We start from the raw sequence: 12,805 nt of genomic DNA, 5'->3' as shown, positions 1-12,805 counted from the left end.
TGTTTAATAAAATGATACTTTCTGTTTTAGTAATTTTTAGTTTTATAAACGCAAAGGAAAATCAAATGAGTATTTACGACTTTAATGTAAAAACAATAGATGGGCAAGAAATATCAATGTCAAAATATAAAGGGAAAGTTCTTTTAATCGTAAATGTTGCAAGTAAATGTGGTTTTACAAGCCAATATGAAGGTTTGGAAAAACTTTTTGAGAAATACAAAAATGAAGATTTTATGATTTTAGGGTTTCCTTCGAATCAATTTGCAAATCAAGAGCCTGAATCAAATGAAAAAATCAAAGAATTTTGTTCTTTAACTTATGATGTAAAATTTGATATGTTTGCAAAAGTTGATGTAAATGGAGAAAATGAAGCTCCAATTTATAAATTTTTAAAATCAAGTCAAAAAGGTATTTTAGGAACTGAAAATATCAAATGGAACTTTACAAAGTTTTTGGTTGATAAAGAAGGAAATGTTATAGATAGATTTGCATCTACAACAACTCCTGAATCAATAGAAAAAGATATTATAAAACTTTTAAAATAAGGATTTTAAGATAGAAACTTTTTTAAACAACATTCAAGAAGCTATTTCTTATATGACTTCTTGGGAAATGGTGGCAGTTTTTTTATCAGTTACATATCTTATTTTAGCAATCAAACAAAATCTTTGGTGTTGGGTTGCTGCTTTTATTAGTACACTAATTTATAGTATTTTATTTTTTGATGCTTCACTTTTAATGGATAGTGCGTTAAATATCTTTTATTTAATAATGGCTGTTTATGGTTGGTATTCTTGGAAATATGGAGATGGAATAAATCACCTTGAAAATTTAGATATAAACTCTTATGGTTTAATAAAAAATTTAAAAATTATTGGGAGTTTAATTATAACTTCTTTAATTTTAGGTTTTTTTATGTCAAATTATACAAGTGCTGATTTTGCATATTTAGATACATTTACTACTGTATTTGCAGTATTTGCTACTTATATGCTTACAAAAAAAGTATTAGAAAATTGGCTTTATTGGATTGTGATTGATACTGTTTCTATTTATATTTATATAAATAAAGGCTTTTATTTAACTGCTATATTATTTGTAATTTATACAATTCTTGCTTATATCGCTTATAGACAATGGAAAAAAGAGTACTTAAGTTTTGACTATTGAAGAATTAAAAAAATATAATATTTTTAAAGAAGAGTTATTAAGCCTTGAAATGCTGAAAAATCAAGGTTTTAATAATATTAGTTATCTTCTGTCAACAACTGAAAATTCTTATGTAATAAGAGTTTTCAAATCAAATGAAAGCGTAAATATAAGCCGTAAATTTGAATATCAAATCCAAAAAAAAGCACATACAAAAAATATAGCATTAAAACCTATTTTTTTAAATGAAAAGTTTATGATTTATGAATATAAAAATGGTATTCATAAAACTAAACTTTCAAGTTCTGAACTAATAAAATTAGTTTCAAAAATAAAAAAGTTTCATAACATCAAAGTAAAAACAAAAACTTATGATATTAAAAAAGATTTACAAAACTATAATAAAAATTTAGATGATATAAAAAGTAAAAAACTTATAAAAGACGCTTTTAAAAGCCTATTTTTGCTAAAAAAATTTAAAAAAGAGTTGGTACTTACACACCATGATTTAAATCCTAAAAACATTATTTTTAGAAATAATTCTATTAAAATAATTGATTGGGAATATGCTGGATTAAATGATAGATTTTTTGATTTAGCTTGTGTTTGTATAGAGTTTTCTTTGAATAAAAATGAAGAAAAAATCTTGTTAAATACATATTTTAAGAATTATAAAAAATATCATAGAAAAAAACTAAACCACTTTAAGATCATATATAAAAATCTTTGTGATTTATGGTTTAAATGCTATTGACCACTAAATACAGCTGATTGAAATTCATCAATTCTTTTTTCTTGAATAGCTAATTTTTCTAATAATCTGCTGTTTTCTTTTTTCAATTCATATAATTCTAATTGAATCTTTTGTCTATTAACAACTCCATCATCAATTTCTCTTCTCAATGATTTAGATTTTTCTTTTTCTTTTTGTAAAGTATCAGATAATTCTAAATAAAGTTGATTCTCTTTTTTTAGCTCTTTATGGGCTTTAAAACTCTCTGTTTTGAGTAATAAAATATGTTTTTTTAGTGCTAATATTTCATTTTCATATTTAGAAATTAGTGTTGCAAATTCTATAAATTTTTTTATTTTTCCATCATTATGAAAAATTGGTAGTATTGTTGAATGAGTGTAATAATAAGTTCCTTCTTTTGAAACCCTTTTACTAAGTCCTATCCAAGTTTTACCTCGTAATAAACTATCTTTGATTTTTAACTCTTGCATTTCGTGATTACATAAGATAGTTTTATCGCTAATCTTTTTGCCAATTACTTCATTTAATTCATAACCTGAATTTATTAAAAAAGCATCATTTGCAGATATGATATTAAATTCTAAATCCATTTCGCAAATAATATTAGAAGAATCTAAAATTGATATAAATTGTTTTAATTCATTATCTTTTCTAGCTAATTCTTTTTTTTGTTCCTTAACTTCCATTAATTGTGAAATGATTTTTAGTGTAGTATTAAGTTGCATAGGTTTTACAATATAGTTTGTAATGTTATATTTTATTGATTTTAATAAAATATCAACTTCATTAAATACAGCGAGTATTAAAACTGGAATATTCCAATCAATTTTTCTAATTTCATCTAATAATTCAAGTCCTCTTGAATTGGGCATATTTATATCAAGTAAAACAATATCAATTTCTGATCTATTTTCTATAAAAACATCAAGTCCTTCTTTGCAATCCCTTGCAATTAAAACTTTTTTAAAAAAAACTGCAAAAATCTCTGTAGCTTCATTTCTTGCTACATCTTCGCTTTCGATATACAAAATTTTTGCTTTTTCAAGATAAGCTTTGTCAAAGCTACATTTTAGTAATTGAGACATGATACACCTCCCACGCTAGTAAAATTTTATACAAAAATAATTTAATTACTACTTATAAGCATATATTTTTATTATTTAAGTCATAAAAAAATCAAATAAATACAAGAAGAATAATCTTATTATTAAAATGTTATATTGTATTTGTTATTTTATTAATAACTCATAAAATATCTATTTTATAGGGTATATTAATATTATTGATATATTATTTCATAATTATTCATTAAATAATTTAAGTCAAAAGAAATTAGAAAATTTAATAGAAAATCGAGAAATTAGAAAATCAAGAAAAACAGATAAAAAATAAAATAATTTTTAGATAACTGTATAATTCTTGTACTATTTTTTTATTTCATCAAATCGTTTACAAAGTAAATCAAAATGATATTTACCTTCTAATTTTTCCTTTGAATCTTCAAATTTATCAATCATTTTTTCTTCCAAAGCTGTACCATTATTTTTAAGTTTTTCAAAAATTTGCAGAATTCTTTCATCACTTAATTCACTTAGTTTTGAATCTTTTACAATTTGAGGAATTTCACTAATATCTTTTATTGGCATTTTAAAATCACAATAATATTGAGATAAATCATTTATTCCCCAATACTCCAAACCTAATTTATTATAAAAATCCAAAGATGAACTAACACAATTCATTTTAAATCTTCTTATTTTATGTCCTGAAAGATGAGAAAAAAGATATTTCAGAAGTTTATAGGCATAACCATGACTTCTGTGCGTATTTGGAGTTAAGAGGTTGTGAATTGTTAGATATTCATTATCTTTTGAAATGCTATAAAACAAATAACAAACATGTTTGTTTTTAGTATTTATAAGACATAAAGGAGGAAATTTTTCCCAACTGTAGTAATTATCCCACCATTCTAAGGCATTTTTAGAAAATGACAAACTTTTGAAATCTTCGATTTTTTTCACGGAGATTAAATATTCATCCCTATTTAGTTCTATCACATTCATTTTAAATCCTTCGATATGGGATTCATTCTAGTCTTATTCCATCTAAATAAGGGGATTTTGTTGTTTATATTCTAACCAGCATAAATTTTAAAATATTTTAAACTCTTTCGGGTATTATTTCACGATGAATCTACAAGACAAACTCAAACAACTTCCCTTTGATGCTGGTGTTTATCAATATTTCGATAAAAACGGTCATTTACTCTATATTGGAAAAGCAAAAGTTCTAAAAAATAGAGTTAAATCATATTTTAAATTTACTCCAAAACTATTACCTGCTGATAAGTTAGGACCACGAATTTACAAAATGATTAGTGAAGTTGAGTCTTGCGAATGGATAGTTGTTCCAAATGAACATGATGCTTTGATTTTGGAAAACTCTTTAATCAAACAATTAAAACCAAAATACAATATTTTACTTCGTGATGATAAAACCTATCCATATATTGTAATTGATTATGGAGAAGATTTCCCAAGACTTGAAATCACAAGAAAAATCCATAAGGGCAAAAATATCAAATACTTTGGACCATATTCAAGTGGTGCAAAAGATATGCTTGATTCTATTTATGAAATAGTTCCGTTGGTGCAAAAAAAATCTTGTGTTAAAGGTAAAACTGCTTGTTTGTTCCATCAAATAAAAAAATGTTTTGCCCCATGTGAAAATAAAATTTCAAAAGAAGAATACACAAAAATAGTAGAAAATGCCCTAGAATACATCTACAATAAAACAAAACTAATCTCAAAACTAAATGAAAGAATGCTTCAATACTCAAACGATTTTAGATTTGAAGATGCCATGATGATAAGAGATAGAATAAAAACAATCGAAAAATCTCAAATAAAATCAGGAATAGATTTAACAACAAATGAAGATATAGATATTTTTACAATCACAGCCTCAAATAAAAAAGCAGTAGTTGTGCGAATGTTTATAAGAGATGGGAAAATAGCCTCTTCAAGCCATGATTTTTTAAAGGTTGATAATTTTGATGAAGAGTTTGAATTTGATTTCGAAGAAGCTTATAAAAGAGCAATTATCAACTACTATGACAATGAAATTCCACTTTTACCAAAAGAGATTTTAGTAGGAATTGAACTTGAAGATACAGCTGAACTTGAAGAGTTTTTACAAGTAAGATTTAATAAAAAAATCAAAATTATAAATCCTAAAAAAGATAAGAAAAAAGATATTGTTCAAATTGCTTTAAGTAATTGTGATGAACTTTTACGAATTGATTCAAGTAAAAATCAAACAAATATTTATGAAGAATTAAAAGATTTATTTACACTTCAAACTCTTCCCTTTAGAATCGAAAGCTTCGATAACTCTCATATGATGGGACAAGCAACCGTTGGAGCTATGATTGTATGGAATGAAGAGTTAAACTCATTTGATAAAAAAGCTTTTAGACACTATAACCTTGAATCAAAAGATGAATATTCTCAAATGAGAGAGATGTTAATAAGAAGAGTTGAAAGTTTTGAAAAAAATCCAGCTCCTGATTTATGGATAATTGATGGTGGAGAGACACTTTTGAAATTAGCCTATGATATTGTGTTATCAGTTGGAGTAAATCTTGATATAATTGCAGTTGCAAAAGAGAAAGTTGATGCAAAAGCCCACAGAGCAAAAGGTGCAGCAAAAGATATAATTCACTACAAAACAAAAAGTGGTGAATTTAAAAATCTAAAATTATCAACAAGTGATAAAAGACTTCAATTTGTGCAAAGACAGCGTGATGAAGCCCATAGATTTGTAATCAATTTTCATAAAAAACAAAAAAGAGCAGAAGATAAACAAATATCGTTACTGCAAATAAAAGGAATAGGAGAAGCAAAAATCAAAAAGCTTCTTTTATATTTTGGTGAGTTTGAAAAAATCAAAAATGCATCTGTTGAAGAATTAAAAAATGTTTTAAATGAAAAAGATGCAATTATCATATCAAATTATTTTATTACCCCAAAGGATTAATCTTGGCAAAAATCTTATTAAATAAAGAAAATCTATTTCACAATTTTAGAGTTATTTCAGAACAAACAGGTTCAGTTGAAAAGGTCGCTGTTGTATTAAAAGATAACGCTTATGGTCATGGACTTTTTGAAATTGCAACAATGGCAAAAGAATTTGGAATCAAAAAAGCAGTAGTAAAAAGTCTTGATGAAGCTCTTATCATAGAAAAATTATTTGATGATATTGTGATACTTGCACAAAAAGATATTCACACTTATTCACATGCTTTTCACATAGCTGTAAACAGCTTAGATGCTATAAAAAACTTACCTGAAAATATAAAAGTTCATATTAAGGTAGATACGGGTATGCATCGAAATGGAGTAATGCCAGATGAGCTAGAAGAGGCTTTTTTAGGGCTTTCTAAAAAAAATATCCGAATTACTGGGGTTTTCACACACCATAGAAGTGCAGATGAATTAAGTACCGATTTCTACTGGCAAAAGTCTGTTTTTACTAGGGTAAAAGAGGATGTGAAAAAGATATGTGAAAAACTTTTATTACCTATTCCAGCCTTCCATTCTTGTAATTCAGCAGCACTTTTTAGAACATCAAATTTCGATGAAGATTTTGCAAGAGTTGGAATTGCAACTTATGGATATTTAGATAATGCAGGAATTTTTAAATTTCCAAAATTAAAACCTGTTATGTCACTTTGGGCTAATAGATTAGCAACAAGAGAGATAAAAAAAGGACAAAGTGTTGGTTATGGAGGAACATTCACAGCAGACAAAGATATGACTGTTTCTACTTATGATTTAGGTTATGGAGATGGTTTTTTAAGATTAAATGAAAGAAACTCTTACACAACACCAAAAGGTTATAAAGTTTTAGGTCGTGTTTCTATGGATAATTTATCTTTAAATACAAAAGATGAAGAAGTTTGTATCTTTGATGATGTTGAAGTTTTAGCAAAAGAGCACGATACAATAACTTATGAAATCACAACAACTTTGAGTCCATTTATAAAAAAAGAAGTTGTATGATACAATCCAACAGAATAAAATTTTAAAGGAGATATAACAATGTCAAAACCAATTGATAAAACAAATATCTTAAATTATTTAAAAGAGCATTATTCTGAATTCAGAAATAAATATAATGTTGAACAAATAGGACTATTTGGAAGTTATGCAAGAGATAAAGCAACAGAAAATAGTGATATAGATATTTTTGTAAAAATAATTTAAAAAAGAGTAAAGAATATCTATTCAAGTTAGAAAATTAAATATATAATAAATTATTATCCATTTTGAGGTTTGAGCATTGAAAAAATTTCTTTTCCCATTAACAGTGTTTTTGTGTATTTTAGTAGCTATTGTTTTAGCAGATATAGGTTCTAAAAACTTTATTTTTAAATTTATCAAATCTATTCCCCATGGAGATAAATTTTTTCATCTACTTCTATATGGCATTTTGGCATTTTCTTTAAATTTTGCTCTTAATTTCAGAACAATTTATCTCATTAGATACAATATCCAACTAGGAGCTATCATCGTTTTTTTCTTCGCTTTTTTAGAGGAAATGAGCCAATATTTTATCCCCTATAGGAGCTTTGATTTATATGATTTATTAGCTGATGTGGTTGGTGTTATCGTATTTTCGATGATAAGATTTAAATAAATTAAATTTATCTTTTACATATAAATTTATTTATAATCTGATTTGCTAATAAAATTCCCAATGCACCACTTATAATGTCTGCTATTTCGAAAACACGTGTACTTATCCATAATTGGGATACTTCTTCGATAACTAAAAAACAAAATACAATACCATTAGATAGTAATAAATTCTGCCCATATAAAAAATTACCTCTTTTACATTTTAAGAGATAATTTAATGCTATGGTAAATCCACAAAATAAAAAAATATGTCCAGTATAATCTTTACCAGGTATATATTTCAAAAATTCAAATGTTATATTTCCATGACCTACATTAGCATCAATAATAATGATAGGAATTAAAGTAATATAGGATACTGTTATAAATCTTATAAAGTTGTCAACTATATTTGAGTATTCAGCCAATTTAATCAATGAAATTAGTACAAAACTCAATATCATTAATAAATACCATGATGACAACTTTGACAACCCAACCATTTCCCATTCTTTCATTTGGTTTGGATACAACCAAATTCCAGCAAATGTAGCAATATTTTCTGCCAACCAAATTAATATAGCAATCAATATCCATATTGCTAATAAAGGAACTTCTATTTGTTTTATTGCTATTTTTATATGCACTCGAGTGTAATAAAATAATCCAAAACTTGCGAATAATAAAAAGAACCTAATATCGTATAAGTAATGTTGTGTAAAAAAATTAATATAAATTAAAGTTACAAGAACTATCGTAAATTCCAATTTTGGATAATTGTTAAACTTAATATCAAAAATTTTCCATGAGCGAGCGAGATAACTACCTACAGCACTATACATAAAACCCGTAAATAATGGGACATTATTTATCCCAAGTAAATATTCTTCAGGATAATACCAAGCCGCTATATTATCAGATGTTTTAAACAATTCCATTATTACTGCTAATATATGAAAAACAACAATAACTACTGTCTCATTTTTAGTTTCATACTTTAAAATCACAAATAAACACTGAAAAATAACTGCTATAATGAAAATAAAATCATATCGATGTAAATATGGAGCAAAGGGATAATAATATTTTGTTAAAATAATGATAATTAATAAAAATAGTCCAAATATTGATGCGGATATCTGTTTTTTAAAAAATTCAACTAACATTTTTATTCCTAAATTTTAAAATCATTCTATTTAATTATTAATATCTCAATTTATAAACTTATTATCTAAAACAACTTCTCAAAACTCACATCCTCTAAAACAAACTCTTTCCCAAACTCCACACAATAATCAACAAACAAACCAAAATACTTTTCAACCTCATCCTTATCATATCCAGCCAAAGAAATTACAACTTTTCTTTTATCTCCTAAAATCTTAGGAAGTGAAGATAAATCTATATTTTCAGGGATTTTTTTCATAGTATCTATTAAGTCATTTTCGCTTGCGTTTATTGTCATTACACGTCTGTATTTTTCTATATTTGATTTTGGATATAACTTATCTAAAGCTTCAACAACCATAGCTTGACTCATTGATGGAAAACCTGGGGTGAAGAAAAATCTATCTTCTAGGTAAAATCCTGCTACATTATTTACTACATTTGTTAGAAGTTTTGCGTTTATTGGCAGATATGCCATGTTTATTCTATGAGGGTAAGCTTCATCTGCAAACTGGTTTATAATTCTAGTTTTTGCTTCTTCATGAAATTCCATAGCTCCAGAAGTGAAAACTTTTCCTGCAACTTCCCTTGTATAATCATCGGGCGTTGCTCCAATTCCACCAAAACAAAACATTACAGAGTTTGGGTCTGATTTTATTAGATTAAAAATATTTTCCATAAGATTTGTGTCATCATTTATGACAAAAGAAGCTTTTTGTTCCCAACCTCGGCTTAAAAGTTGTTGGTTTAAAAATGCAAAATGGGCATCTTTGCGACGCCCATTTAAAAGTTCTGTTCCAATTATTACGCTATAAAAATTTGGTTTTTCTAACATGATTTAGATTTTAGATTGGATATATTCATCCATTTCAGTTACGATTTTTTCAATTGTTCTTTCACCATTGATTTTTTTTAGTAAATCTTTTTTTGTATAAAACTCTTGAATTTGCACTAAAGGTTCTGCATAAACTTTCATTCTATTATTAAATACTTCCACATTATCATCAGTTCCCCTTGCTCGACCTAAAACTCTATCACGTGCTACTTGTTCAGATACTTCAACTTCAATACAGTTTACAAGTTTTACTTCACTTTCATTAGTTAAATATTTATCTAATTCTGTCATTTGTTCTAAACTTCTTGGGTATCCATCGATGATTATTACATCCGTTGGTGCTTTTTTAATTGCCCCTAAAATCGTCTCAATAGCAATATCAATTGGTACGATATTTCCAGCACTAATATATGTTTCGATTATTTGACCTCGTTCTGAACCACTTGCAACTTCTGCTCTAAACATATCTCCAGTTGAATAGTGAGTGATATTATTATGTTTTGCAGCAATTAGTTCTGCATCCGTAGTTTTACCGCTTCCAGGTGCTCCAATAATTAGAAATAATTTTTTCATTTATGCCCTTAGTTGAATTTTCAAGAGACGATTGTATCAAAAATCATTTAAATTCTTTATGTAGTATTAGAACCTTATGTGTTATTAAAACCTTTTTATATACAATACGCAAAAACTACGAGGATAAAGTATGAATTTAATGCTATTTGGAGCACCTGGTGCTGGTAAAGGGACACAAGCAAAGTTTTTAATTGAAAAATATAATATTCCACAAATATCAACAGGTGACATTTTAAGAGCAGCTATTGTTGATAAAACAGATATGGGAATGGAAGCAAAAAAATTTATGGATGAGGGAAAACTAGTTCCTGATTCAACTATTATTGGTATTATCAAAGACAGACTTGCTGAGTCTGACTGTAAAGATGGTTTTATCCTTGATGGTTTCCCAAGAACTTTAGCTCAAGCAGAAGCTTTAAATGAACTAATGAAAAATATGGGAATCTCTTTAGATAAAGTAATCTCTTTAAATGTTCCTGATGAATTAATCGTTGGAAGAATTACAGGAAGAAGAGTATGTTCAAAATGTGGAGCATCTTTCCACGTAGAATTTAATCCATCAAAAGAAGAAAATATTTGTGATTACTGTGGTGGTGAATTAATTATCAGAAAAGATGACAATGCTGAAACTGTTATTAGCAGACTTGATGCATACCACACACAAACTTCACCATTAATTGATTTTTATACAAAGATGGGTGTATTTATGGAACTTGATGGAACAAAAGATGTTTCAGAAGTTACGACTGATATGCTTAACGCATTAGCGTAAAAACTTTTTTTACAAAAATAAAAAAGGCAACTATTTTTAAATAGTTGCCTTTTTTTATGCCTACTATTAATAATAATCTAACCTTGCATTCCAGATGTTGAACCTGTTTTCTTTTTCCCACCAAAAGTTGTTTTTGCAACAACAATCTCTTTTTGTTTTTCTTTTCTTCTTTGGTCTTTTTCTACAAAAATTTTCTTTTTTGTAAATGGATCAAGTTCTGTGTAATACATAACAGCTGAATAAGTTCCAGGAGTTGGTGTAAAAACCTGAGCTTGTTCTGGATTCATTTTTAATTCATGGGTTGTAAACTGTTTTAACTCATGCATATGCTTTTCTTCGCATCCAGGATGCGCTGCAATCAAATAATATGTTAAAAACTGTTGTTTCCCTGATTCTTTATTTAGTTTGTCATACATAGCTTTAAAATCAATCAGTGTTTGTTTCCCTGGTTTTCCCATGTGATGTAAAACTTCATCATTTGTGTGTTCAGGTGCAACTTTCATTTGCCCTGAGATATGATGGTCTACCATCTCTTTTAGATATTCATATCCATGCTTTTTATCAGCTGTAATTAAATCATATCTAACACCAGAAGCAACAAATGCTTTTTTAATACCAGGAACTGCTCTTATATCTTTTAAAAGTTGTATGTTTCTGCTATGGTCAACTTTCATAGTTCGGCAAAGTCTGTGGGCATCTACACATCTTTTGTTTTCTACACAAGTTCCTAGATTCATTTTTTTAACACATTCATAACCGTACATGTTTGCTGTTGGTCCTCCAACATCTGAAATAATTCCTTTGAAATCTTTCATTGTTGTAAAGTGTTTTGCTTCAGCTAAAATATTTTTTTCACTTCTTGTTCGTATAGTTCGACCTTGATGAGCTGCAATTGCACAGAAGTTACACTCTCCCCAACATCCATGGTGTGTCATAATTGAGAATTTAATAGTTTCAAGACACTTTACTTTTCCATCTTTTGCATTGTACGGATGGGCATCTCTTTGATATGGGAAAGATGCGATTTTATCCATCTCATTTTCTTCCATATGTCGACTTGGTGGATTTTGGATTAAATATCTTCCATCAACTTCTTGATAAAGTCCTTTTGAATAAATAGGGTCATTATTGTCATAAAAAGCTTTGAAAAGGTCAATATATTTCTCTTTATCATCTAAACATGCTTGATGTGATGGTATTTCTAAAAATGTTTCTTCTTTTGGTGCTTCTTTTGAAATATAACAAAGTCCTCTTATTGTTTTTGGGTTTTTTCCCTCTTTTAGATAATTTCCTAAATCAATAATAGCTTGTTCTCCCATTCCATAAACCATATAATCAGCTTTTGTATCAAATAATATTGGTTTTCTAAGTTTATTTGTCCAATAATCATAGTGTGTAAGTCGTCGAAGACTCGCTTCTATTCCCCCAAGAACTATTGGAACTGTATTTTTGAAGTATCTTCTTATTAGATTTGTATAAACTAAAGTTGCTCTATCTGGTCTTTTGTTGTTTTGTCCACCTGGAGTGTAGTCATCGCTATTTCTGAATTTTTTTGTCGCTGTGTAGTTTGATACCATTGAATCAATACTTCCACCACTTACTCCCCAAAATAGTTTTGGTTCTCCTAATCTTTTAACATCAATATCACTATTAACATCAGGTTGTCCGATTATTCCAACCCTTAATCCTATATCTTCAAGGATTCGCCCAACAACTGCAATTCCCATAAAAGGAGAGTCTATATAAGCATCTCCTGTTATAAGAACAACATCTAGCTCATCCCAACCTCTTTGTTTCATTTCTTCTTTAGTTGTAGGTAAAAATTTATTTGGTTTATTAATATTACTCATTATTCTTCTTTAAAATATATTAGT

14 protein-coding genes are annotated in these 12,805 nt (G+C 27.4%); 8 read left to right on the top strand and 6 right to left on the bottom strand.

The window, feature by feature from the left end; genetic code table 11:
* The first annotated feature begins 65 nt into the window (after positions 1 to 65).
* The 3 genes from ASUIS_RS05020 to ASUIS_RS05010 all read left to right on the top strand — a co-directional run bounded on the left by ASUIS_RS05020 (position 66) and on the right by ASUIS_RS05010 (position 1,903).
* Entirely contained in the window at positions 66 to 545 is a 480-nt protein-coding gene (locus tag ASUIS_RS05020; protein ID WP_118887642.1) for a glutathione peroxidase, read from the top strand.
* A gap of 67 nt (positions 546 to 612) precedes the next feature.
* Positions 613 to 1,170, top strand: a complete 558-nt coding sequence (gene pnuC, locus ASUIS_RS05015) for a nicotinamide riboside transporter PnuC (RefSeq protein WP_235659495.1) — start codon at positions 613 to 615, stop codon at positions 1,168 to 1,170.
* On the top strand, positions 1,160 to 1,903 hold the full coding sequence (locus ASUIS_RS05010; RefSeq protein ID WP_118885976.1) for a choline/ethanolamine kinase family protein: 744 nt from the start codon (positions 1,160 to 1,162) through the stop codon (positions 1,901 to 1,903). The genes pnuC and ASUIS_RS05010 overlap by 11 nt, the downstream gene beginning before the upstream one ends.
* Here ASUIS_RS05010 and ASUIS_RS05005 read toward each other — a convergent pair.
* Together ASUIS_RS05005 and ASUIS_RS05000 are read right to left on the bottom strand one after the other, a co-directional pair.
* Complete coding sequence (locus ASUIS_RS05005; protein WP_118885975.1) at positions 1,897 to 2,988, bottom strand: response regulator; 1,092 nt, start codon at positions 2,986 to 2,988, stop codon at positions 1,897 to 1,899. The two genes, ASUIS_RS05010 and ASUIS_RS05005, sit on opposite strands and share 7 nt — an antisense overlap.
* A 339-nt stretch (positions 2,989 to 3,327) precedes the next feature.
* Positions 3,328 to 3,966 carry a GNAT family N-acetyltransferase gene (locus ASUIS_RS05000; protein ID WP_118885974.1) on the bottom strand — a complete coding sequence of 213 codons (639 nt, stop codon included), beginning with the start codon at positions 3,964 to 3,966 and terminating at the stop codon, positions 3,328 to 3,330.
* Between the two features lie 124 nt (positions 3,967 to 4,090).
* Between ASUIS_RS05000 and uvrC the strand changes: the two genes are divergently transcribed.
* The 4 genes from uvrC (at position 4,091) to ASUIS_RS04980 (ending at position 7,603) form a co-directional block, all read left to right on the top strand.
* The gene (gene uvrC / locus ASUIS_RS04995) at positions 4,091 to 5,941 is read left to right on the top strand and encodes an excinuclease ABC subunit UvrC (RefSeq protein WP_118885973.1); all 1,851 of its coding nucleotides are present in this window, start codon (positions 4,091 to 4,093) and stop codon (positions 5,939 to 5,941) included.
* 2 nt (positions 5,942 to 5,943) lie between these two features.
* On the top strand, positions 5,944 to 6,966 hold the full coding sequence (locus ASUIS_RS04990) for an alanine racemase (protein ID WP_118885972.1): 1,023 nt from the start codon (positions 5,944 to 5,946) through the stop codon (positions 6,964 to 6,966).
* Between the two features lie 39 nt (positions 6,967 to 7,005).
* Positions 7,006 to 7,170, top strand: coding sequence for a nucleotidyltransferase family protein (locus ASUIS_RS04985; protein WP_204513380.1), 165 nt, complete (start codon positions 7,006 to 7,008; stop codon positions 7,168 to 7,170).
* A 76-nt stretch (positions 7,171 to 7,246) separates the two neighbouring features.
* Positions 7,247 to 7,603, top strand: a complete 357-nt coding sequence (locus ASUIS_RS04980; protein ID WP_118885971.1) for a VanZ family protein — start codon at positions 7,247 to 7,249, stop codon at positions 7,601 to 7,603.
* Positions 7,604 to 7,610: 7 nt separating this feature from the next.
* Here ASUIS_RS04980 and ASUIS_RS04975 read toward each other — a convergent pair whose 3' ends face one another.
* The 3 genes from ASUIS_RS04975 to ASUIS_RS04965 form a co-directional block, all read right to left on the bottom strand.
* The gene (locus ASUIS_RS04975) at positions 7,611 to 8,750 is read right to left on the bottom strand and encodes a DUF817 family protein (RefSeq protein ID WP_118885970.1); all 1,140 of its coding nucleotides are present in this window, start codon (positions 8,748 to 8,750) and stop codon (positions 7,611 to 7,613) included.
* A 65-nt stretch (positions 8,751 to 8,815) separates the two neighbouring features.
* Entirely contained in the window at positions 8,816 to 9,586 is a 771-nt protein-coding gene (locus ASUIS_RS04970; RefSeq protein WP_407923310.1) for a competence/damage-inducible protein A, read from the bottom strand.
* A gap of 3 nt (positions 9,587 to 9,589) precedes the next feature.
* Positions 9,590 to 10,159, bottom strand: a complete 570-nt coding sequence (locus ASUIS_RS04965; RefSeq protein ID WP_118885968.1) for an adenylate kinase — start codon at positions 10,157 to 10,159, stop codon at positions 9,590 to 9,592.
* A gap of 130 nt (positions 10,160 to 10,289) precedes the next feature.
* On the opposite strand from ASUIS_RS04965, the gene ASUIS_RS04960 reads away from it, so the two are divergent.
* The gene (locus ASUIS_RS04960; RefSeq protein WP_118885967.1) at positions 10,290 to 10,931 is read left to right on the top strand and encodes an adenylate kinase; all 642 of its coding nucleotides are present in this window, start codon (positions 10,290 to 10,292) and stop codon (positions 10,929 to 10,931) included.
* Positions 10,932 to 11,008: 77 nt separating this feature from the next.
* On the opposite strand, the gene ASUIS_RS04955 is transcribed toward ASUIS_RS04960, so the two are convergent.
* Positions 11,009 to 12,781 carry a YgiQ family radical SAM protein gene (locus ASUIS_RS04955; RefSeq protein WP_192894462.1) on the bottom strand — a complete coding sequence of 591 codons (1,773 nt, stop codon included), beginning with the start codon at positions 12,779 to 12,781 and terminating at the stop codon, positions 11,009 to 11,011.
* Between the last annotated feature and the right edge of the window lie 24 nt (positions 12,782 to 12,805).

It is taken from the genome of Arcobacter suis CECT 7833 (assembly GCF_003544815.1).
Classification (GTDB): domain Bacteria; phylum Campylobacterota; class Campylobacteria; order Campylobacterales; family Arcobacteraceae; genus Aliarcobacter; species Aliarcobacter suis.
The sequence above is the reverse complement of the archived record's forward strand: the minus strand, read 5'-3'. Positions and strand labels throughout refer to the sequence as shown.

What these genes read in the sequence shown, in the direction of transcription:
- ASUIS_RS05020 (WP_118887642.1), top strand. Translation starts at nt 66, where the DNA reads ATGAGTATTTACGACTTTAATGTAAAAACAATAGATGGGCAAGAAATA.
- pnuC (WP_235659495.1), top strand. Translation starts at nt 613, where the DNA reads ATGGTGGCAGTTTTTTTATCAGTTACATATCTTATTTTAGCAATCAAA.
- ASUIS_RS05005 (WP_118885975.1), bottom strand. Translation starts at nt 2,988, where the DNA reads ATGTCTCAATTACTAAAATGTAGCTTTGACAAAGCTTATCTTGAAAAA.
- ASUIS_RS05000 (WP_118885974.1), bottom strand. Translation starts at nt 3,966, where the DNA reads ATGAATGTGATAGAACTAAATAGGGATGAATATTTAATCTCCGTGAAA.
- uvrC (WP_118885973.1), top strand. Translation starts at nt 4,091, where the DNA reads ATGAATCTACAAGACAAACTCAAACAACTTCCCTTTGATGCTGGTGTT.
- ASUIS_RS04985 (WP_204513380.1), top strand. Translation starts at nt 7,006, where the DNA reads ATGTCAAAACCAATTGATAAAACAAATATCTTAAATTATTTAAAAGAG.
- ASUIS_RS04975 (WP_118885970.1), bottom strand. Translation starts at nt 8,750, where the DNA reads ATGTTAGTTGAATTTTTTAAAAAACAGATATCCGCATCAATATTTGGA.
- ASUIS_RS04970 (WP_407923310.1), bottom strand. Translation starts at nt 9,586, where the DNA reads ATGTTAGAAAAACCAAATTTTTATAGCGTAATAATTGGAACAGAACTT.
- ASUIS_RS04965 (WP_118885968.1), bottom strand. Translation starts at nt 10,159, where the DNA reads ATGAAAAAATTATTTCTAATTATTGGAGCACCTGGAAGCGGTAAAACT.
- ASUIS_RS04960 (WP_118885967.1), top strand. Translation starts at nt 10,290, where the DNA reads ATGAATTTAATGCTATTTGGAGCACCTGGTGCTGGTAAAGGGACACAA.
- ASUIS_RS04955 (WP_192894462.1), bottom strand. Translation starts at nt 12,781, where the DNA reads ATGAGTAATATTAATAAACCAAATAAATTTTTACCTACAACTAAAGAA.